The sequence below is a fragment of the Microcella alkaliphila genome, assembly GCF_002355395.1.
Lineage (GTDB): Bacteria > Actinomycetota > Actinomycetes > Actinomycetales > Microbacteriaceae > Microcella > Microcella alkaliphila_A.
Genome location: NZ_AP017315.1, coordinates 2526843 through 2548845 on the forward strand (window position 1 = coordinate 2526843; position 22003 = coordinate 2548845).

The window sequence follows — 22003 nt, forward strand, 5'->3', positions numbered from 1 at the left end:
GTAAACCGTCAGCCGGTCGTCAACCGGCCTGCACCCGGTGCAGCTGCGCGTAGCGGCCGCGCATGAGCCGCGACAGCGCGTCGGCGATCACGGCCTCCGACTCGCTGTCGAGCGCGCTCGTCGCCTCATCAAGCAGCAGGATGCTCGGGTCGCGCACGAGCGCCCGCGCGATCGACAGGCGCTGGCGCTGCCCTCCCGACAGGCGTGCCCCCCGCTCGCCGACGCGCGTGTGCCAGCCCTCGGGCAGCGCCGTCACGATGTCGAGCGCGTTCGCGTCGCGCAGGGCTTGTTCGACCGTCGCGTCGTGAACGTCGCCGAGGCCGTACGTGATGTTGTCGCGGATCGATCCTTCGAACAGCACCGACTCTTGCGGTACGACCGACACGTGTCGCCGCACGGCGCGCAGGTCGAGCGTCGACGCGTCAACGCCGTCGATGAGCACGCGGCCGTCGGTGGGTCGCACGAAACCCAGCACGAGGTTCAGCAGAGTGGACTTGCCCGAGCCCGATGGTCCGACGAAGGCAACCGTCTCGCCCGGGGCGATCGAGAGGGTGAGCCCGTCGAGGGCGGGGGCCGATGTCGGCGGGTCGCCTGGTGCATCCGCGTCGGGGTAGCGGAAGGTGACCGCGTCGAGGGCGATCGCGCCGCTCGGGCGAGATCGGCAGAAGCCCCGAGATCGCGAGGTAGGCGGCGAGCACGAGGCAGGCGACGCCGAGCAGTTGCAGGGTGACCCACGACAGGGAGGCGAAGCGGCCGTTCAGCAGGTCGAGGCGGTAGCCGGCCGTGCGCACGCCCTCCGCCCCCGCCGCGACGCGGTCGGTCGCGACGTGCTCGAGACCGTGCGCGCGGGTGATCGGCATGAGGCTCGCCATTTCGCCGACGCGGGCCGAAAAGTGCTCGACCTCGCGACGAAACAGCTCGTTGCGTTCGCGGCTGCGCCGCATGAGGATCGCGCGCAGCAGCACGGCGAGAGGAATCGCGAGCGCGTACACCGGCAAGAACTGCGGAACCTCGATCGCCGTCATGACGATCGCGCCGATCAGCACCATGGTCGCCGACAGCAGCGGGTGGGTGACCTGCTGCAGCATGACCTCGACGTTCTCGACGTCGCGCACCACCTTCGTCTGCACGATCGACGAGTTCGCGCGCGTGTGGAAGCCGATCGAGAGTTGCTGCAGCCGGTGCGCCAGGGCGTTGCGCAGGCCGGCGCCCAGTGAGCGCACGGCCCCCATGAACAGCTTCGTGTACAGCACGTGGTTCGGGTAGTGCTGGGCCAGAGTGGCGAGGGCGATGCCGGCCCAGAGCCACAGCGAGGTCGCGGGGCCGCCCGCGACGACGATGTCGATGATCTGCGCGGTGACGACCGGCAGCATCCATACGGGCGTCTCTTTGACCGCGAAGGCGGCGACGGCCCCCACCATGCGCCAGCGATGCAGGCCGAGCAGGCGCAGGACACTGCGCACGGGATGCGCGCCATCGACGATCTCGGGGCGCACCTCTCGCACGTGGGAAAACGCTTGCCGCATGGGTACAGTCTGCCCTATGCGGCCCGCGCAGCGCGCGTCGCCCGGCGATGCGCGAGCCTCCCGAGCCCGACCCGGGCTCTATATGCCCCAGGCGGCGAGCTGCGCGTTGCGGAAGACGCGGTCAGGGTCGAACTGCCTGCGCAGAGCGGCGGCGTCGGCGAACCGTGGCCACCGTGACGCGAGCGTGTGCGCATCCAGTGTGAAGACCTTCCCCCAGTGCGGGCGTGCATCGAATGGCGCGAGGGCCGCCTCGATCCGCGGCAGCACAGCGCGCACGCCCGCCATGTCGGGGCGCCACGTGAAGTGGATGCCGATGGTGTCGCGCCCGTACGCGCCCGACAGCCACAGGTCGTCGGCGTGGATGCTGCGAATCTCGCTGACGAAGAGCAAGCTCGCGAGCTCCGGGCCGATCGCCCGCATGGCCCTCAACGCGTCGACGGCACGGTCACGCGGAACGAAGTACTCCGACTGCAACTCATCGCCGTTCGACGGGGTGAACTCGGCGCGAAAGTGCGGCAAGCGCTCGTGCCACGGCCCCGGCGCTCCCGTCTGGTCGGTGCAGTTCTCGGCGGGTTCGCCGTCGAGCGGGTGGCCGGGAACCCCCGCCCGCGTCGCGCCGTCGAGAGCGGGCGGCGCGAGCGACCCGCGAGTCTTCCGCCACACCTGGTCGATTCGTGCCGGGTCGACCCACGTCGTGAACATGCTGACGCTGTCGGCCGACCCCATGACGGCGTCGAGGTTGTCGAGCGCCGTCTCCCACGGCAGGCCCCGGTCGACCACCTGGGTCATGGTGTAGCTCGGCTCCACCTCCAGTTCGACGCGCGTCACGACCCCGAGCGCTCCGAGTGCGACGACCGCGCCGGCGAAGTCGGCGTCTGCGCGGCGCAGCGTGACGAGAGACCCGTCGGCCCGCACCACGTCGAGAGCGGTGACGGCGCTCGCAAGCGAGCCCGCAGCATCCCCCGAGCCGTGGGTTCCGGTCGCGATCGCGCCGGCCACCGTGATGTGCGGAAGCGACGCCATCGCGCCGAGCGCCCAGCCCACCGCGTCGAGTGCGCGCGCCACCTCCGCGTAGCGCATGCCGCCAGACACGGATGCGGTGCGCGCGTTCTCGTCGACCGTCACCTCGGCGGGAAGCGCCTCCGTCGACACCATCAACTCGGCGCTGTCGGCGAGCGCCGTAAAGGTGTGTCGCGAGCCCACGGCGCGCACCGAGGTGGCCGTGCGGACAAGGTCGGCGAGCTCATCAACGCTCGTCGGATGCGCGATGCGGGGAGCGGTGAAGGATATGTTGCCCGCCCAATTACGGCCCGCGGATGTCGGTGCGCTCACCCGCGCAAGACTACGCGTGGCTCGGCTGCCGCTCCTCGAGCCCCCACGCCTGGCCGTAGCCGCCCTCGCTCTCAGGCTTCGCCATGAGGTCGAGGAAGGGCTTGGCGTCGAACGCCTCCGGGCCGAGCACGCCGGCGCCGGTCCAGGCGCCAGTCGCGAGCAGCTCGAGCGCGACGACCGGGTTGAGCGCGGTCTGCCAGACGACGCACTGGGCCTCGTACTCGGCCATCGTCCACTCGTTGTCGCTCACGTGGTAGAGGTACACCTCGCGCGGCTGGCCGTCTTTCCCCGTGCCCGTCACCCAGAGGCCGGCGCAGGTCTTGCCCGTCATGCGGGGGCCGAGCGTCGCCGGGTCGGGCAGGCCGGCGGCCACCACGTCGCGGGGGCTCACCTCGACGGGCCCGTTCGCGCTGCGCACGCGGATCGGCGTCGTCTTGTCGAGGCCCAGCTGGTTCAGCGTCTTCAGGATGCCGATGAACTCGTCGCCCAGCCCGTACTTGAAGGTGACGCGCTTCGCGTCGAGCCAGCGCGGCATGAGCAGCACCTCTTCGTGCTCGACGTTGACGCACTCGACCGGGCCGATGCCCTCGGGGAAGTCGAACACCTCCGGCTCGCTGAACGGCGGGGTCGTGTACCAGCCGCGGCCCTCCTCGTAGATGACGGGCGGGTTGAGGCACTCCTCGATGGTCGTCCAGATGCTGAACGACGGGGCGAAGATCTCGTTGCCGTCGTCGTTGCGCACGACCAAGTTCGCGCCATCGCGCGTGCCGAGCTCGTCGACCTCGCTGAACAGGTGGTCGACGGCGTAGCGGGCAAATACGTCGCTGAGGCCGGGCTCGACGCCCATGCCGACGAGCGCCAGGCGGCCGGCGCTCTGCCACTCGTCGGCGACCTCGAACTGCTCATCGCCGAGCTTCACGCCGGTCTCGGCGTAGGGGTTCGACGGGTGCGGCACTGACAGGCTCATCGCCATGTCCAGGTAGTCGGCACCGGCGGCGATCGCACCGCGGAAGATCGGCATGACGAACTTCGGCTCGACCGCGTTCATCACGTGGGTGGCGCCGTGCTCGCGCGCCACACGCTCGACGACGGCCGCGTCGGATGCGTCGATCTGCGCGGCGACGAAGCGCTCGCCCTGGTCACCGTGTTTGTCAGTGATCCACGCGATGGTGCGTTCGGCGCGGGTGATGTCGTAGTCGCTCACGATCATCTGCTCGAAGAATGAGCGGCGGGCGGCGATCTTGGCGATGGCGTCTCCGACGCCTCCCGCGCCGACGAGGAGAATCTTCATGCGGGCCATGTTATCCAGATGGACAATAACGCGCAAGAGGGATGCCCATCCCGAATACTCGACGGATGCCCATCGCGCGTGGGCACTCCCCTCGCGTCAGCCACCGCGCGGCGTGCGCTCCCGCGGCTCAGCCGCCAGCCGGTCGGCGATCGGCGCCCACAGCATCACCGCGACCCCCGCCCCGAGAAGGGCGCCGCCGATCGTGTCGGTGACCCAGTGCACGCCGAGGTAGGTGCGCGCGAGCGCCATCGCGACGATGTACGCCGCCCCCACGACCCACACCCACCAGCGCGAGCGCTCGAGACCGAAGACGAGGGCGAGCACCACGGCGATCGTCGCCGCGTTCGCCACGTGACCCGACGGGAACGAGCCCTCGTCGCTCGCCACCAGCATGAACTCGGGTCGAGCACGATCGAACAGCGCCTTCAGCAGCTGCACGAGCCCGGCACTGACGGCCGCCGCCACGATCGAGAACCCCGCCGCCCACGGGCGCCGCAGAGCGAGCAGCCAGATCACCATCGCGATCGGCACGATCACGATGCCGACGAGGTGGCCACCCACCCAGTCGAGGAAGAGCGCGGGCAGGTCGAACCAGGGGGCGCGCTCCTCGAGCAGCTCGTTCATGAACTCCTCGTCGGCCGCGAGCGGCGAGCCACGCAGTGCGATCAAGGCGCCGAGCAGCACGGCCACCCCCATGCCGACGGCAGCGCTGATCACCGGCCAGCGGCGACGAATCTTTCGGGCCTCGCGAACAGAAGACATGCGCGCGACGCTAGCGCAGCATCCCTGTCGACCGCGGAAACGCTCAGCGACTGAGCGGCGGAACCGTCCGCGGGCGCACGACCGCCCAGAGCGACACGACCGCGAGGGCTCCGCAGACGGCCATCATCGCGCCCATCGGCACCGAGTTCGTGATGCCGAAAAGGCCGACGATCGGTGAGAGCGTGCCGGCGAGTCCGAAGTTGAGGGCGCCGAGCAGGGACGCGGCGGTGCCGGCCTCCTTGCCGTGGTTCGCGAGGGCCAGCACCTGCACGCAGGGGAAGCCGAAGCCGCACGCCGTGATGAAGAACCACAGCGGCACGATCGTGCCGAAGAGGCCAGCGCCGGCCGAGTCGAGCACGACGATCGCGGTCGCGCTGATCACGAGCACGGCCGTCGAGACGCCGAGAATCCACTGCGGGCCGACGAACTTCGCCAGCCTCGAGGCGATCTGCACGCCCGCGACGACGCCGACCGAGTTGATCGCGAACAGGAGGCCGTAGCCCTGTGCATCCAGGCCGTAGACGTCTTGGAACAGGAATGACGATGCCGACAGGTAGACGAACAGCCCCGAGAAGGAGAAGCCGCCCACGAGCGCGATGCCGACGAAGATGCGGTCGCTGAATAGCGAGCGGTAGCGCTGGCCCATCGTCGAGTGGCCGGGGTCGACGCGGCGTGCCGGCGGTAGCGTCTCAACGATGAACAGCCACGACGCCAGCACGATGACGACGCCGTAGATGGCGAGGAAGACGAAGAGCCCCCGCCACTCGGTCACCAGCAGGAGCTGCGAGCCGATGATCGGCGCGGCGATCGGCGCAAGGCCGTTCACGAGCGCGAGGCGTGACAGCATGCGCACAAGCGGGTAGCCGCCGAACAGGTCGCGCACGGTCGCCATCGCGACGACGGCACCGGCCGCTGCCCCCGCGCCCTGCAGCACGCGGGCGACCATGAGCCAGGTGATGTCGGGGGCGAGCACGACGCCGATACTCGCGATCACGTGCACGCTCGTGGCGATGAGCAGGGGCAGGCGGCGGCCGACCTTGTCGCTCCAGGGCCCGACGAGCAACTGCCCGAGGGCGAAGCCCATCATCGTGGCCGTCAGCGTCAATTGGATCGTCGCCGTGCTGACGTCGAGCTCGGCCTCGATCGCGGGGAACGCCGGCAGGTACAGGTCGACCGTGAACGGCCCGAGCGCGGTGAGTGCGCCCAACACGATCACGTAGACGAGGCGCTGACGGCGGGTCAGCGAGTCTCCGGGATGCACGACAGTCGTCACGCGGGTGGCCTTTCCGGGCGCGTCGGCGCGCGGGGCGTCGACACGTCAGTGCGAGATGCGGTGGTGGATCGGGCAGCATCCGCGCTCGCCACGGCGGGCGGATGCTCTACTCGCGCGGGCGGGACGGATCGCCGTTCACAACCCCCGGCCTCCGCACTCGAGCGAGGCCAGCCTACGCCTGCGGCGGCCCCTGTGTCGAATCGATTCGAGTGGTCTACTTCGCCTTGGCCTTCGCGGCCTTCTTGGCCTCGCGCACGCGGGCGAGCGAGTCGGCGTCGACGATGTCGGCGACCGATCGGTGCGACCCCTCGACCCCGTAGTCGCCGGCGGCCTCGCGCCAGCCGTCGGCCTCGAGTCCGCACTGCTTGCCCAGCAGCGCGAGGAAGATCTTCGCCTTCTGCTCGCCGAAGCCGGGCAACCCCTTCAGCCGGCGCAGCACGTCGACCCCCGTCGGCGCGTGACCGTCGTCGGTAGGCGCGGTCCAGATCGCGGCCGCGTCGCCGCCCCACTCGTCGCGCACCACCTCGGCGAGCGCCTGCACCCGGCCCGCCATCGAACCGGGGAACCGGTGCACCGCCGGAGTCTGCCGAAACACCTCGACGAACTCCTCCGGGTCGGCAGCCGCGACGGCGGCCGGCGTGAGCGAGCCCATCCGGTCGGCGATCTTCGCAGGGCCCGCGAACGCGGTCTCCATCGTGACCTGCTGGTCGAGCAACATGCCGACGAGCAGAGCGAACGGGTCATCGGTGAGCAGTTGGTCGGCGCGGGCATCCCCCGTGATGTTCAGAGCCATGCCCCCATTCTCGCGAGTATCCCTGCAAACCGGATGCGCGCATCCAGCCCGCGCGGACCGCGCCTCGTGCGCGCCCCGCGCCGTGCGGCGCAGGGCCGTCAGTCGTCGAGGCCCGCCGCTCCGCGCACAGCGGTCGCCGCACGCTCGGCATCCGCGGCGTCGCGGGTGGTGACCGAGTAGCTGCGTCCATCGTGCAGGTCGACCCGCACCGCCGTGGTCAGGCCTCCGATGCCGACGACGGTGCCTCGCTCCGAGTCGGCCGCACCCACGGCACCCCACTCGCGCGGAAGCTCCCTAATGGCGGCGGGGCGCGCATCCCGAATCTCGCCGAGGGGGATGCGCCGCCGCCACAGCGGGCGCAGCGCGAGGCGCACTGACTCCCCGTCGAGGGCGACGACCGCCCCGGCCCGCCAGAAGACGACGGCGGCGACGACCGCGCCCACTGCGGCAATCAGCGGCCCGACCGTGCGAGCCGCGGACGTCGCCGGGTCCACGGCTGCCGTCAGCCCGAGAGTGAGGAAGAACGCGACAGCGGCGAGCATCACCCCCACGTAGAGGGCGCGAACGGGCGTGGAGAGAGGAACCGTCAGCACCGTCTCGCGAGCCATGCCCTCCAGCTTGCCGAAGGCGCGCGGGTCACCGGGGCGGCCGCCCACAGGTGGGGCGCCGCCGCAGCCGCCGCGCGGGCCGCAACACTGGCCAAATGGTGCAACACCGCACGTTCGAACGCTCGGTGTTGCACCAAACGCGCGGTATTGAGTAGAGCGGCCCGCAAACCCCCTACGCCGGGATCGCCCGCTCGCGGATCAGCTGCGCGTACCAGTGCGCCGAGTCTTTCGGCGTGCGCTCGAGCGTCTCGTAGTTGACACGCACGATGCCGAAGCGCTTCGTGTAGCCGTAGGCCCACTCGTAGTTGTCCATGAGGCTCCACACCTGGTAGCCGACGATGTCGGCGCCCCGACCCATCGCGCGGTGCACGGCGGTGAGGTGCTGGCGCAAATAGTCGATGCGGTCGGCGTCGCGCACCCGCTCCGACTCGTCGGCGACGTCGGGGAACGCCGCCCCGTTCTCGGTGATCATGAGCGGCAGCCCGTACGACTCGTGCAGCTCGACGAGCAGGTCTTCGAACGCGGCGGGGTCGATGTTCCACCCCATGTCAGTGTGCGGTCCGTCGGTCGGCAGAAACTCGATCTCTTCGGCTGCGCCTGGCCAGGCGGTGCCGCGCGACTCCCCGTGCCCGTCGGCTGACGAGCGCTCGCCGACCCCGTTCCACAGTCGCACCCGCATGGTCGAGTAGTAGTTGACGCCGAGCACGTCGAGCGGCTGGTGGATCTGCTCGAGGTCGCCCGGTTCGACGAACGACCAGTCGGTGATCGACGCGGTGTCGGCGAGCAGGTCGGCGGGGTACTCGCCCCGCAGCATTGGGCCGGTGAAGGCGCGGTTGCCGAGCGCGTCGATGCGCCGAATTGCTTCGGCCGACGTGTCGTCGACGCCGCGCGCGACCTGCGGGTTGAGGGTCGCCGAGTACTGCACGTCGGGCTTCGTGACGCTCGCCCGCAACGCCTGAATGCCGAGACCGTGCGCGAGGTTCAGGTGGTGCACGGCGCGCAGCGTCGCGAGCCGGTCGGTCACCCCGGGGGCATGCACTCCGGCGCCGTAGCCAAGGTAGGCGCTGCACCACGGCTCGTTGAGCGTCGTCCACACGGCGACCCGGTCGCCGAGCGCCTCGCCCATGTGGTGCGCGTAGTCGCCGAAGCGCAGCGCGGTGTCGCGGGCCGTCCATCCGCCCTGGTCTTCGAGCGCCTGCGGCAGGTCCCAGTGGTAGAGCGTCGCAATGGGCGTGATGCCGCGCGCGAGCAGCCCGTCGACGAGGCGGTTGTAGAACGCGACGCCCTTCGGGTTCGCGGGCCCCGTTCCGTCGGCCTGGATGCGCGGCCACGCGATCGAGAACCGGTACGCCTGAAGTCCCAGCGACTTCATGAGGTCGAGGTCGTCGTCGAGGCGGTGGTAGTGGTCGCAGGCGACGTCGCCGGTGTGGCCGTGCAGCACGGCGCCCGGCTGGCGGCTGAAGGTGTCCCAGATCGACGCTCCTCGCCCATCCTCGGTCGCCGCCCCCTCGATCTGGTAGCTGGCCGTTGCCGAGCCGAAGAGGAAGCCGTCGGGGAAGGTGAGTCCGCTGCCGCGGTAGTCGTCGTCCATGCCTCGAGCCTAGACGCGCGACGGCCCCGCAGCGGTGGATCCGCGGGGCCGTCGTGACGCTCGTTTCCCTTATGGGCCGGATGCGCGCATCCGGGTTCTCGGAATTCTTACCGGCGGGTGCGCACCCCGGCCCGGTTCTTGTTGTAGACGTCGAAGGCGACCGCCAGGAGGAGCACGAGTCCCTTCACCGCCTGCTGCCACTCGATGCCGATGCCCATGATCGACATGCCGTTGTTCAGCACACCGATGATGAAGCCTCCGATGATCGCACCGGTGACCGTGCCGATGCCGCCTTGCACTGCGGCACCGCCGATGAACGCCGCCGAAATGGCCTCGAGCTCGAAACCCTCACCGGCCTTCGGGCCCGCGAGGTTCAGACGGGCGGTGAAGATAAGACCGGCGAGCGCGGCGAGCACGCCCATGTTGACGAACAGGTAGAAGTCGACCCAGCGGGTCTTGATGCCCGACAGCTCGGCCGCGCGACGGTTGCCACCGATCGCGTAGATGTGACGACCGAACGTCGTGCGGTTCGCGACCACCGTGTAGGTGAGCACGAGGGCCGCGAGCACGACCAGGGTCACCGGGATGCCCTTGAACGAGCTGAGCGCGAGCGTCACGGCGCCGATACCAACGACGAACAGCGCGAGCTTGCCGACGAACCACGGCATGGGCTCGACGTCCTGGCCGTACTTCATGCGTCCCGCGCGGGTGCGCAGCTGCTGCACGACGAGCGCGATGATCGCGACCGCTCCGATGGCCATGGTCACCGGATCGATCAGTTGTCCCCCCACCTGCACGGGGAAGTTGATGAAGCCGTTGCCGAGGTTGCGGTACTCCTGCGGGAACGAGCCGATGTTCGAGTTACCGAGGGTGATGAGCGCGAGCCCGCGGAAGATCAGCATGCCCGCCAAGGTCACGATGAACGCGGGTATGCCGACGTAGGCGATCCAGAAGCCCTGCCACGCGCCGACGAGCGCGCCGACGGCGAGCGAGAGGATGATCGCGAGCCACCATGGCAGGCCCCAGGTGACCGCAAAGACTCCGGACACGGCGCCGATGAAGGCCGCGACCGACCCGACAGAGAGGTCGATGTGACCGGCGACGATCACGAGCACCATGCCGATCGCAAGGACGAGGATGTACCCGTTCTGCACGATCAGGTTCGAGATGTTCTGCGGTCGCAGCAGGATGCCGTTGGTCGTGATCGAGAAGAACACAACGACGGCGAGCAGGGCCAGGAAGATGCCGTTCTTGCCGAGGTCGGCCGCGGCGTGCGACAGCATCGCCGTGATCTTGTTCTGGCGGCCGGTGTCAGCGGGCCCGAGCGGAGCGGGGTTCGTGGTCTGGCTGGTCATTATCGCTGCTTCTCCAGGGTCATGAGCTTGAGCAGAGCTTCAGGGGTGGCGTCTTCGGTCGGCAGCTCGCCGGTGATGCGACCTTCGGACAGGGTGTAAATGCGATCGCAGATACCGAGCAGCTCGGGCAGCTCGGAGGAGATGACGATGATCGCCTTCCCCTCGTCGGCGAGGCGGTTGATGATCGTGTAGATCTCGTACTTCGCCCCGACGTCGATGCCGCGGGTGGGCTCATCGAGGATGAGCACATCGGGGTCCGACTGGATCCACTTCGACAGAACAACCTTCTGCTGGTTGCCGCCCGATAGCTGGCCGGTCTTATTCATGACGCTCGGCGTCTTGATGTTCATCGACTTCTTGTACTCGTTCGCGATGCGGTACTCCTCGTTGTCGTTCACGAGGCCCATCGTCACGAGCTTGTCGAGCGAGGCGACGGAGATGTTGCGCTTCACGTCTTCGATGAGGTTGAGGCCGTACGTCTTGCGGTCCTCTGTCGCGTAGGCGAGCCCGTTCTGGATCGCCTCGGCGACAGAGCGCACCTTGATCTCTTTACCGCGCTTGTAGACCGTGCCGGAGATGCGCGAGCCGTACGCGCGCCCGAACAGGCTCATCGCGAACTCGGTGCGACCGGCGCCCATGAGGCCCGCGATGCCGACGATCTCGCCCGCATTGGCGGTGATCGACACGTTGTCGACGATGACGCGCTGGTTGTCCTGCGGGTGGTGTGCCGTCCAGTTCTCGACGCGCAGGACCTCCTCACCGATGTGCGACGTGTGGTCGGGGTACCGGTGCTCGAGGTCGCGGCCGACCATCCCCTTAATGATGCGGTCTTCGCTGACCTCGGTGCGGGTGATCGTCTCGATCGTCTTGCCGTCGCGGATGACGGTGACGTTGTCGGCGATCTTGCGAATCTCGTTGAGCTTGTGGCTGATGATGATCGACGTGATGCCCTGTTGCTTCAGGTGCAGGATCAGGTCGAGCAGGTGGTCGGAGTCGGCGTCGTTGAGCGCGGCGGTCGGCTCGTCGAGGATGAGAAGCTTCACTTCCTTCGACAGCGCCTTCGCGATCTCGACCAGTTGCTGCTTGCCGACACCGATGTCCATGACCTTCGTGGTCGGCTTTTCGCTCAAGCCCACGCGGGCGAGAAGCTTCGCGGCCTCGAAGTTCGTCTTGTTCCAGTCGATGAGGCCGAAGGGTCCCTTGACCTCGTTGCCGAGGAAGATGTTCTCGGCGATCGACAAGTACTGGCTGAGGGCCAGCTCCTGGTGAATGATGACGATGCCCTTCGACTCGCTGTCGCGGATGTCGGAGAACTCGACCGTCTCATTTTCGAAGACGATCTCACCGTCGTAGGTGCCGTGCGGGTACACGCCCGAGAGCACCTTCATGAGGGTGGACTTGCCCGCGCCGTTCTCGCCGCAGATCGCGTGGACTTCGCCGCGCTGCACCTGCAGGGTCACGTCAGACAGGGCCTTCACACCCGGGAAGGTCTTCGTGATGCCGCGCATCTCGAGGATGTTCTGGGTCACGTCAGTACCCGATCCCTTTCGTACGTCGTTGTTCTGGGGGTGGCCGGTGGTGGGGAGCATAACCCCACCACCGGCCGATGTGGCGACCGAATCGGTCAGAGGTGTCGACCTGTTACAGGCCGACGTCCTCCGCCGTCCAGTAGCCGGTGTCGATCAGAGCCGACTGCACGTTGTCGGCGATCACGGGCACCGGGGCGAGCAGGAACGACGACACGATCTTCACGCCGTTGTCGTACGTCTCGGTGTCGTTGATCTGCGGCTCGCCGCCCTCGAGCAGGGCCTGCGCCATGCCCGCGGCAACCTTCGCCAGCTCACGGGTGTCCTTGAAGATCGTCGCGTGCTGCTCACCCGCGAGGATGGCGCGCACCGAGTCGAGCTCCGCGTCCTGACCCGAGATGATCGGGAAGTCGCTGCCCACGGTGTAGCCAGCGTCGGTCAGGGCCGAGATGATGCCGCGGCTCAGGCCGTCGTACGGCGAGAGCACGGCGTCAACCGTGGTGCCGTCCGAGTAGTTCGCCGTCAGGAGGTTCTCCATGCGGCTCTGGGCGACCTGGCCGTCCCAGCGCAGCGTGGCGGCCTGCTCGATACTCGTCTGGCCCGAGCGAACGACGAGCGTGCCGTCGTCGATCAGCGGCTGGAGGACATCCATCGCGCCATCCCAGAAGAAGAACGCGTTGTTGTCGTCGAGCGAGCCGGCGAACAGCTCGATGTTGAACGGACCCTCGGGGGCGCCGTCGACGGGGTTGCCCTCGAGGTCGGTGAGCCCCAGGCCGTGCAGAAGGGTCCAGGCCTGCTGCTGGCCGACGAGGAAGTTGTCGAACGTGGCGTAGTAGTCGACGTTCTCGCTGTCGCGGATCAGTCGGTCGTACGCGATGACGGGGATTCCCGCGTCGGCCGCGTCCTGCAGAACCTGAGTGAGGGTCGTGCCGTCGATCGAGGCGATGATCAGGGCCTCGGCGCCCTGGGTGATCATGTTCTCAATCTGGTTGACCTGGGTGGGGATGTCGTCTTCGGCGTACTGCAGGTCGACGCGGTAGCCCGCGGCCTCCAGCTCGGCCTGAACGGCGTTTCCGTCGGCGATCCAGCGCTCCGACGAGCGGGTCGGCATGGCAACGCCGATGAGGCCGCCCTCGCCGTCGCCGCCAGCGTCCGCGGCGCAGGCGCCGAGACCGAGGGTCATCGCGCCGGCGGCCACGATCGAGAGAAGAGTCCTCTTCTTCACTGTGTGTCCTTTCGAGTGGGAATGGGGGTGGTGCAGTCGACCGCGTCTCTCATCGCTGAGAGGCTCGGACGGATCCCGGGGAAACCCGGGAAGCTTGTGGATGCTCGGGGCGGTATATTTACAACCCCTGCGCCAGTCGGTAGTACGCCGCGTTCGACCGCAGCTGCTGCTCGAAGGCGGGCAGCGTCGTGTCGTGGTCGATCACCAGCAGTTCGACGCCGCTCATCGCAGCGAAGTCGCGCAGCACGTCGACGCCGATCTGGGTCGACATGACGGTGTGGTGGGCGGCCCCCGCCGTGAGCCATGCGGCGGCCGAGGTGGCGAAGTCGGGCGCGGGCTTCCAGACCGCGTGCCCGACGGGCAGCTTCGGCATGGGGGCCGGCAGTTCGACGTTCTCGACGACGTTCGCGACGAGGCGGAAGCGATCGCGCATGTCGCTCAGCGCGCAGACGACGGCGGGGCCGGCGTCGGCGGTGAAGACGAGGCGCACCGGGTCTTCCTTGCCGCCGATGCCGAGCGGGTGCACCTCAAGGCGCGGCTTCTGGCTCGTCAGCGACGGGCTGACCTCGAGCATGTGCGCTCCGAGAATCAATTCCTCACCGGGGACCAGGTGGTAGGTGTAGTCCTCCATGAGGCTCGCGCCGCCGGGAAGACCCGCGCCCATGACGGCCGCGGCACGCACCATCACGGCGGTCTTCCAGTCGCCCTCCGCCCCGAAGCCGTAGCCGTCGGCCATGAGGCGCTGTACGGCGAGGCCGGGCAGCTGGCGCAAGCTTCCGAGGTCTTCGAAGCTCGTCGTGAAGGCGCCGAAGTCGCCGGCCTCCAGGAACGAGCGCAGGCCCAACTCGATCGCTGCGCCATAGCGCAGCGAGTCGGCCCGGTCGCCGCCCGGTAGGAGGGCCGCGTCGACGTCGTAGAGGTCCGCGTATTCGGCGACCAGAGCATCCACGTCGCTGTCGGAGACGGCGTGCACGGCGTCGGCGAGCTCGGTGACACCCCACGTGTTGACCTGCACGCCGAAGCGCAGCTCGGCCTCGGTCTTGTCGCCCTCGGTGACGGCGACGAAGCGCATGTTGTCGCCGAAGCGCGCGAGCTTCAGGTTCTGGGTGGCGTGGCGTCCGGCCGCGGCGCGGGCCCACACTCCAATGCGGTCGGTGACGGCCGGGTTCGACACGTGGCCGACGACCGTCGTGCGGGCGACCGACAGGCGCGAGGCGATGTACCCGAACTCGCGGTCGCCGTGGGCGGCCTGGTTCAGGTTCATGAAGTCGAAGTCGATGTCGGCCCACGGCAGCTCGACGTTGGCCTGCGTGTGCAGGTGCAGCAGCGGCTTCGTGAGCTGGTCGAGCCCTGAGATCCACATCTTCGCGGGGCTGAAGGTGTGCATCCAGGTGATGACGCCGATGACGTTCTCGGCAGCGTTCGCCTCGCGCATGACGCGCGCGATGCTCGCCGGGTCGACGAGCGTCGGCTTCCAGACCACGCGAACCGGGATGCTCGCGGCCGCCTCGAGGCCCGCCACGACCTCCTTCGACTGCTCGGCGACCTGCCGCAGCGTCTCGTCTCCGTACAGGTTCTGGCTGCCGGTCAGGAACCAGACTTCGTACGTGCTGAGATCGGGAACGATGCTGCGGGACACGGAACTCCTCGTCATGGGTCAGATCACCTCGGCTGCCGTGCGCTCGATGGCGAGGCCCGGCTCGTAGCGGTCGAGGTAGGCGGTGAAGCCCGCGACGTCGTCGGCGAGCGGGGCGGTCAGGTGGGCGTCGGCGCCGGCGAACACGGCGGAGTCGAGGTAGGCGCCGAGGTCGGAGGCGCCACCGGTGGCGCTGTTTGCGCCGCGCTGCGCGGTGAACGCGGCCAGCACGGCGATGCCCCACGCCCCACCCTCGGCGGCGCTCGCGGCGACGCCGACGGGGGCATCCAGCGCGGCGCCGAGGAAGCGCTGGGCGACGCCCGGCGTGCGGAACATGCCGCCGTGTGCATAGAGCGCGTCGATGGCGACGTTTTCGGAGTGGAGGGCGCGCATCCCGATCGCGAGCGTCGCGAAGACGCCGTAGACCTGCGCGCGCATGACGTTGGCGAGCGTCAGCCGGCTGTCGGGGGTGCGTACGACGGCGGGGCGCCCGGCGTCGAGGTGGGCAACGGGCTCACCGGACAGCTGGTTGTAAGCGAGCACGCCGTCGGCGTCGGCCGCGCCCTCCAGGGCCTCGGCGAACAGCAGCGCGTAGGCGGCGTCGGAGTCGATGGGGGTGCCGGCGAGCTCGGCGAAGCGGCGGTACGTTCCCACCCAGGCGTTCAGCTCGCTCGTGCCGTTGTTGCAGTGCACCATCGCGACCGGGTCGCCGGCCGGGGTGGTGACGAGGTCGAGCTCGGCGTGCTGCGAGGCGAGCGGGCGGTCGAGCACCACCATCGCGAAGATGCTCGTGCCGACGCTCACGTTGCCCGTGCGCGGGGCGACGGCGTTCGTCGCGACCATGCCCGTGCCGGCGTCGCCCTCCGGCGGCGCGGCGGGTGCGCCCGCGGCGAGGGTGCCCGAGGGGTCAAGCAGGCGAGCGCCCGCTTCGGTGAGGTGACCGGCGGTCTCGCCCGCCACCCGGATGCTCGGCAGCAGCTCCCCAAGGCCCGGCAGGGCGGCGCGCGCGGCCGGGAAGCGCTCAGCCAGCAGGGCGTCGTAGCGGGCCACGAGCTCCGGGTCGTACTGGGGCCGACCGGCGGAGTCGCGGGAGACCGGGAACATGCCGGACGCGTCGCCGACTCCGAGCATCCGTGCCTCGGTGAGCTGCTCGTGCACGTAGCCGGCGAGCGTCGTGATGTGGGCGATGTGCGGCACGTGGGCCTCGGCGTCGGTGATCGCCTGGTGCAGGTGCGCGATCGACCAGCGCAGCGGGATGTTCGTGCCGAACAGGGTCGACAGCTCGGCGGCGGCGGGGCCTGTGTTCGTGTTGCGCCACGTGCGGAAGTTCGTCAGCAGCGCGCCGTCGGCGTCGAACGCGAGGTAGCCGTGCATCATCGCCGAGACGCCGACGCCCGCGAGCGTCGTCGGCGCGGTGCCGAACCGCGCGCGGGTCTCGTCGAGGAGGGCGGAATAGGCGGCCGCGAGGCCCTCGTGCACGGCCTCGAGCGCGTAGGTCCAGAGACCGTCGACGAGCTGGTTCTCCCACTCGTGGCTGCCGGTGGCGAGCACGTGGGCAGGGTTGTCGGCGTCGACCAGGCAGGCCTTGATGCGGGTCGAGCCGAGCTCGATGCCGAGCGCCGCGCGGCCAGCGGCGATCACGTCCGCGCTCATCGGGTGGCTCCGGCGGGCTGGCCGTACACGTTCTGGTAGCGGTCGAAGAGAGAGTCGATCGCGTCGGGCGCGATGGGCAGCGGCTCGCCGAGCTGGCGGGCGATGTGGATGGTGCGGGCGACGTCTTCGAGCATCACGGCGGCCTTGACCGCGTCGCGTGCATCCTTGCCGATCGTGAACGGGCCGTGGTTCTGCATGAGCACCGCGCGCGAACGGTGGCCGGTCAGCGTCTCGACGATGCCGCGGCCGATCGAGTCGTCGCCGATGATCGCGAAGGGGCCGACGGGGATCTCCCCGCCGAACTCGTCGGCCATCGCCGTGATGACACAGGGGATCGCCTCGCCGCGGGCGGCCCACGCCGTCGCGTAGGTCGAGTGGGTGTGCACGACGCCGCCAACTTCGGGCATGTTCCGGTACACGTAGGCGTGCGCCGCCGTGTCGCTTGAGGGGCTGCGGTCGCTGCCCGGGGTGTTCGGCACGACCTCGCCGTCGAGCGTGCAGAGGATCATGTTCGCCGGGTCGAGGTCGTCGTAGTCGATGCCCGAAGGCTTGATGACGAAGAGGTCGGCGCCGGGAACCCGACCCGAGACGTTGCCGCCCGTCCACACCACAAGGCCGTACCGCACCAGCTCGCTGTGCAGGGCAGCGACGTCTTCGCGCACGCGGGCGATGGCGACCTGCACCTCAGGGCTCAGGGGGGCGGGGCTCATGTGACTCCGTTGTCGGGGCGGTACGGGGGTGGGCGGCGATGTGGCAAGCCGATGTGACCGTTCACATCTCGTGCGTGCACTCTACAGACGAAACGGTCACATCTGTCAAGTGGGACGCCCGTGCGAAACGGTCACATTTCGATAACAGGGCGGATGCGCGGTGGGCACGGCACGCACGGGCGCGTACCTCGCGTTACGAGCGCCGCGCCGCCGTCGAGTGGCGAACGATCAGCTCGGGCCGCACCGGCTCGTGGCTGAGGTCGGTGTCGCCGCGCAGTTCCCCGAGCAGGAGCTCGATGGACCGCCGCCCGATCTCGGCGAAGTTCTGCCGCACCGTCGTCAGCGGCGGCGCGAAGTGCGCTGCCTCCGGAATGTCGTCAAACCCGACCACCGAGATGTCGCCCGGCACGTCGAGCCCCGACTCGCGGCACGCGTGGATGAAGCCGAGCGCCATCTGGTCGTTGCCGCAGAACACGGCCGTGAAGTCGCGGTACCGCAGCAATTCGAGTCCGGCGTAGTACCCGAAGTGCGCCGTCCAGTCGCCGAGGATCGGCGCCCGCGTTCGCAGGTCGGCGTCGTCTAGCTCACGCAGGAATCCCTGCATGCGCGCCTCGGCCTCGATCCAGTCCTGCGGGCCCGAGATGTGCATGATTTCTTCGTGCCCGAGGTCGATGAGATGCCTCGTCGCCATGCGCGCGCCGGTGACCTGGTCGACCCAGAGCGAGTGCTTGGCGTTTGACCCGGTCGACTCGAGGGTGACGTACGGCACGCCCACCTGCAGGTCGGTGATCGCCTCGAACACGTGCACCTGCGGGGCGATCACGATGAGCGCCTCGACCGACTGCGACATCAGGTAGTCGAGCCCCGACTTGATCGACGCGTACTCGCTCGAGCTGATGTTCGTGATCGACAGGCGATAGCCCGCTTCGCGTGCCGCCGTCTCAATCGCCTGGATGCTCGTGGCCGGCCCATAATGCACCGTCTGCGATGCGAGCACCCCGATGGTGCGCGAGCGACTGGTGACGAGCGCGCGTGCAGCCTGGTTGGGGCGGTACCCCAACTCGTCGATGGCCGCGCGCACCCGCGCCAGCGTCTCGGGACGAATGTTGGGGCTGTCGTTGAGTACCCGCGAGACGGTCTGGTACGACACCCCGGCCACGCGGGCCACGTCACGGATGTTGGGCGCGCGCGTGCGCTCCGGTTCCGCCGTGGTGATGTCGGTGGTCATCGTCGTCCGTTCGGGTGCGCGAGATGTGTACGTTCACATTTCGCTGGCGCCATTATGCACCCCGAACGTTTCTCGGGGGTCGGATGCGCGGGCACGGCCGTGTTTCGCCGACCTACAGCCGCGCGAGCGCCTGCTCGACGTCGGCGACGAGGTCGGCCGCATCCTCGATGCCGACCGACAGCCGGACGATCGACGCGGGCACCTCGAGCGCCGTGCCCCGAACCGAGGCGTGCGTCATCTCGCTCGGGTAGTTGACGAGCGACTCGACACCGCCGAGCGATTCGGCGAGCGTGAACACCTCGAGGCTCTCGCAGAAGCGACGCGCAGCGCCCTCTCCGCCCGTGAGGTCGAGCGACACCATGCCGCCGAAACCACGCATCTGTCGCGCCGCCAACGCGTGCCCCGGGTGCGAATCGAGCCCCGGGTAGAGCACCCGCGCGACCCCGGCGTGCCCCACCATCGCCTCGGCGACGGCCTGGGCGTTGTGGCAGTGGCGGTCCATGCGCACGGCGAGCGTCTTGATTCCCCGGGTGGTGAGCCACGCATCCATGGGGCCGGAGACGGCGCCGGCCGCGAACTGCTGAAAGCCAACGCGAGACGCGAGCTCGTCGTCGTTCAGGACGAGGGCGCCACCGACGACGTCGGAGTGGCCGCCCAGGTACTTGGTCGTCGAGTGCACGACCACGTCGGCGCCGAGCGCGAGCGGGGTCTGCAGGTAGGGGGTGGCGAACGTGTTGTCGACGACGACGAGGATGCCCGCGTCGTGCGCGATCTCGGCGAGCGCCGCGACGTCGGTCACCTTCATGAGGGGGTTCGATGGGGTCTCGAGCCAGAGCACCTTCGGCGCGAGCTGGCCGATCATGGTGCGCACGCCGTCGAGGTCGCTGAAGTCCATCGTGGTGAGGCCGATGCCCCACTGCCCGAAGATACGGCGCACGAGCCGGTGGGTTCCGCCGTAGACGTCGTCGCCCATCAGCACGTGGTCGCCGGGCTCGAGCACCGCCCGCAACAGGGCGTCTTCGGCCGCGAGCCCCGAGGCGAAGCTGAGCGCGTGGGCGCCACCCTCGAGCGCGGCGAGCTGCTGCTGCAGCGCGTCGCGGGTGGGGTTGGTGCCGCGGCCGTACTCGTAGCCGTTGCGCAAGCCCCCGATGCCGTCTTGGGCATACGTCGTCGAGAAGTGCACGGGAGGGATGACCGCACCCGTCGTCTCGTCGGGGGTTTGCCCCGCGTGAATCGCGCGGGTCGAGAATCCGTGATTGTCGTTCGTGGTCATCGATGTCCTCAGGCGAGCGCGTGCAGCAGGTCGACGCGGGTCACGAGCCCGATCGGGTTGCCCCCGTCGAGCACGAGCAGGGTCTCGGGCGGAAGACCTCCTGCGCCGCGCTCGCCGAAGCGTTCGCGCGCCTTCTCGAGGCTCTCGCCGGCTCCGATGACGGGCATCACCGGACCCATGGCCGCGGTGACCGGGTCGCCCGGCGTCACGTCGCCCGAGGCGAGCGCACGCAACAGCCCGGCCGTCGACACCGAGCCCGCAACCTCGCCGAGCACGGGCGGCAGCTCGCCCGTGAGCACGGGCAGCGTCACCGCACCGCCGTGCGATTCGAGCGCCGCGACCGCGTCGGCGACGGTGTGCTCGCGCCGCACGTGGGCGAGCGCGCGCAGCGGCTCGCCGAGCAGATCGCGCACCGTCGGCGAGCCTGCGGGCGCCGCGAAGCCGTGCGCGCGCATCCACCGGTCGTTGAAGATCTTGCCGAGGTAGCCGCGCCCGCCGTCGGGAAGCAGCACGACGACCACGTCGTCGGGGCCGAGCTCGCGGGCGACCTCGAGGGCGCCGACGGCCGCCATGCCGCACGAACCGCCGACGAGCAGCCCCTCTTCGCGGGCGAGGCGCACGGTCATGTCGAACGAGTCCTGGTCGCTGACGGCCACGATGCGGTCGGTGACGGACGGGTCGTAGGCGCCCGGCCAGAAGTCTTCGCCGACGCCCTCGACGAGGTAGGGCCGGCCGGTGCCGCCCGAGTAGACACTGCCGACGGGGTCGACGCCGACGATCTGAACGCGGCCGCCCTCGCGGTCGGCGCTGATCTCGCGCAGGTAGCGCCCGGTGCCGGTGATGGTGCCGCCCGTGCCGACGCCGGTGACGAAGTGCGTCACCCGGCCCTCGGTGTCGCGCCAGATCTCGGGGCCGGTGGTCTCGTAGTGGCTGCGCGGCCCGTTGGGGTTCGCGTACTGGTTCGGCTTGAAGGCGCCCGGAATCTCGCGCGCGAGCCGGTCGCTCACCGAGTAGTACGACTCGGGGTCGTCGGGTGCGACGGCCGTCGGCGTCACGACGATCTCGGCGCCGTACGCGGTCAAGACGTTGCGCTTGTCTTCGCCCACCTTGTCAGGCAGCACGAACACGCACTTATACCCGCGCTGCTGAGCGACAAGGGCAAGGCCGACGCCCGTGTTGCCGCTCGTCGGCTCGACGATCGTGCCGCCGGGCTTCAACAGCCCCTCGCGCTCGGCCGCGTCGATGATGCGGGTCGCGATGCGGTCTTTCGACGACCCTCCGGGGTTCAGATACTCGACCTTCGCGAGCACGGTGGCGCTGATTCCCTCGGTGACCCTGTTGAGGCGGAGGAGGGGCGTGTCGCCGATCAGGTCGGTGATCGCGGCGGCGTATTTCATGCACACGAGCCTACCGGCGGCCCGGATGCACGCGGCCCGTCCCAGCGTCTGCCAACGTCTGGTGGGAGAATAAGAGAGTGCGTGCCATCGCGTGGTGCGCGCAGCACCCCGCCCCGAGCATCCTGTACCCGTTGGAGACGTCCGTGACGAACGACGAGAACCTCACCGTCAAGCAGCAGCGCGAGAAGCGCCGTGCCGAGAAGGTGGCCGCCCTGAAGGCGAAGCAGAAGAAAGAGAAGCGCGGGCGGCTGATCGCCATCGTGCTCTCGGCCACCGCCGTCGTGGCCGTCCTCGGCATCGTCATCACCGTCGTCGTGTCGAACGCCACGCGGCCCGAGCCGCAGGTTCCGTTGACCGCGGCCGAGCGCGCGGCGATCGAGATCGAGGGTGAAGAGCTGTTCCCCGGCCTCGACCCGAGGCACACCACCGACCCGGTGCAGTACGACGTCATGCCGCCCGCCGGCGGACCGCACAACCCGTCGTGGCTGAACTGCGGCGTCTACGAGGAGGAGCAGCCCGTCGAGTACGCCGTGCACTCGCTCGAGCACGGCGCCGTGTGGCTCGCCTACGACCCCGACCAGATCTCGGACGAGCAGTTGACCGAACTGCGCCGCCTCGCCCCGGACCGCCACGCGATCGTCTCGCCGATCGCGGGCCTCGAGTCGCCGATCATCGCGAGCGCCTGGGGTGCGCGCGTGCAGGTCGACGAGCCGGGCGACGAGCGCATCGGCCAGTTCATCGACAAGTACTGGCTGTCGCCCGCCGCCCCCGAGCCGGGCGCGCTGTGCTCGAACGCCCTCGACGGGCCCGGGCGGGTCAGTTAG

18 protein-coding genes and 1 pseudogene are annotated in these 22003 nt (G+C 69.5%); 1 reads left to right on the forward strand and 18 read right to left on the reverse strand.

From position 1 onward, the window contains the following. Positions 1-19: 19 nt before the first annotated feature. The 18 genes and pseudogenes from CPY97_RS13765 to CPY97_RS12415 form a co-directional block, all read right to left on the reverse strand. Entirely contained in the window at positions 20-640 is a 621-nt protein-coding gene (locus CPY97_RS13765; RefSeq protein WP_331716234.1) for an ABC transporter ATP-binding protein, read from the reverse strand. A 76-nt stretch (positions 641-716) separates the two neighbouring features. Then, positions 717-1526: pseudogene (locus tag CPY97_RS13770) on the reverse strand (ABC transporter transmembrane domain-containing protein); the annotation flags it as partial. 78 nt (positions 1527-1604) lie between these two features. After that, positions 1605-2858 (reverse strand): D-arabinono-1,4-lactone oxidase, encoded by a 1254-nt coding sequence (locus CPY97_RS12340; protein WP_096423086.1) that lies wholly within the window; start codon positions 2856-2858, stop codon positions 1605-1607. Positions 2859-2868: 10 nt separating this feature from the next. Continuing rightward, a complete protein-coding gene (locus CPY97_RS12345) occupies positions 2869-4149 on the reverse strand; it encodes a saccharopine dehydrogenase family protein (RefSeq protein ID WP_096423679.1) in 1281 nt (426 codons plus the stop codon). A gap of 96 nt (positions 4150-4245) precedes the next feature. Continuing rightward, the gene (locus tag CPY97_RS12350) at positions 4246-4911 is read right to left on the reverse strand and encodes a phosphatase PAP2 family protein (protein ID WP_096423087.1); all 666 of its coding nucleotides are present in this window, start codon (positions 4909-4911) and stop codon (positions 4246-4248) included. 43 nt (positions 4912-4954) lie between these two features. Then, positions 4955-6184: a multidrug effflux MFS transporter gene (locus CPY97_RS12355; protein ID WP_096423088.1), complete on the reverse strand. Its 1230-nt coding sequence runs from the start codon at positions 6182-6184 to the stop codon at positions 4955-4957. Positions 6185-6398: 214 nt separating this feature from the next. Continuing rightward, a complete protein-coding gene (locus tag CPY97_RS12360; RefSeq protein ID WP_096423089.1) occupies positions 6399-6977 on the reverse strand; it encodes an HhH-GPD-type base excision DNA repair protein in 579 nt (192 codons plus the stop codon). A gap of 98 nt (positions 6978-7075) precedes the next feature. Then, positions 7076-7585 carry a hypothetical protein gene (locus tag CPY97_RS12365; RefSeq protein ID WP_096423090.1) on the reverse strand — a complete coding sequence of 170 codons (510 nt, stop codon included), beginning with the start codon at positions 7583-7585 and terminating at the stop codon, positions 7076-7078. Between the two features lie 172 nt (positions 7586-7757). Further along, positions 7758-9176 carry a GH1 family beta-glucosidase gene (locus tag CPY97_RS12370; RefSeq protein ID WP_096423091.1) on the reverse strand — a complete coding sequence of 473 codons (1419 nt, stop codon included), beginning with the start codon at positions 9174-9176 and terminating at the stop codon, positions 7758-7760. 107 nt (positions 9177-9283) lie between these two features. Continuing rightward, the gene (mmsB, locus tag CPY97_RS12375; protein ID WP_173826914.1) at positions 9284-10459 is read right to left on the reverse strand and encodes a multiple monosaccharide ABC transporter permease; all 1176 of its coding nucleotides are present in this window, start codon (positions 10457-10459) and stop codon (positions 9284-9286) included. A 71-nt stretch (positions 10460-10530) separates the two neighbouring features. Beyond that, positions 10531-12060 (reverse strand): multiple monosaccharide ABC transporter ATP-binding protein, encoded by a 1530-nt coding sequence (gene mmsA, locus CPY97_RS12380; protein ID WP_096423681.1) that lies wholly within the window; start codon positions 12058-12060, stop codon positions 10531-10533. Positions 12061-12172: 112 nt separating this feature from the next. Beyond that, entirely contained in the window at positions 12173-13240 is a 1068-nt protein-coding gene (chvE, locus tag CPY97_RS12385; RefSeq protein WP_096423683.1) for a multiple monosaccharide ABC transporter substrate-binding protein, read from the reverse strand. 160 nt (positions 13241-13400) lie between these two features. Then, complete coding sequence (araA, locus tag CPY97_RS12390; RefSeq protein ID WP_096423093.1) at positions 13401-14936, reverse strand: L-arabinose isomerase; 1536 nt, start codon at positions 14934-14936, stop codon at positions 13401-13403. A 3-nt stretch (positions 14937-14939) separates the two neighbouring features. Beyond that, positions 14940-16571, reverse strand: a complete 1632-nt coding sequence (locus CPY97_RS12395; RefSeq protein ID WP_096423094.1) for an FGGY-family carbohydrate kinase — start codon at positions 16569-16571, stop codon at positions 14940-14942. Next, complete coding sequence (locus tag CPY97_RS12400; RefSeq protein WP_096423095.1) at positions 16568-17281, reverse strand: L-ribulose-5-phosphate 4-epimerase; 714 nt, start codon at positions 17279-17281, stop codon at positions 16568-16570. Before CPY97_RS12400 ends, CPY97_RS12395 begins: the two co-directional genes overlap by 4 nt. A gap of 193 nt (positions 17282-17474) precedes the next feature. Continuing rightward, entirely contained in the window at positions 17475-18509 is a 1035-nt protein-coding gene (locus CPY97_RS12405) for a LacI family DNA-binding transcriptional regulator (RefSeq protein WP_096423096.1), read from the reverse strand. Between the two features lie 112 nt (positions 18510-18621). Continuing rightward, a complete protein-coding gene (locus tag CPY97_RS12410; RefSeq protein WP_096423097.1) occupies positions 18622-19782 on the reverse strand; it encodes a cystathionine gamma-synthase in 1161 nt (386 codons plus the stop codon). 8 nt (positions 19783-19790) lie between these two features. Then, positions 19791-21179, reverse strand: a complete 1389-nt coding sequence (locus tag CPY97_RS12415) for a cystathionine beta-synthase (protein ID WP_096423098.1) — start codon at positions 21177-21179, stop codon at positions 19791-19793. Between the two features lie 77 nt (positions 21180-21256). Here CPY97_RS12415 and CPY97_RS12420 point away from each other — a divergent pair, with 77 nt between their 5' ends. Next, the gene (locus CPY97_RS12420; RefSeq protein ID WP_096423099.1) at positions 21257-22003 is read left to right on the forward strand and encodes a DUF3105 domain-containing protein; all 747 of its coding nucleotides are present in this window, start codon (positions 21257-21259) and stop codon (positions 22001-22003) included.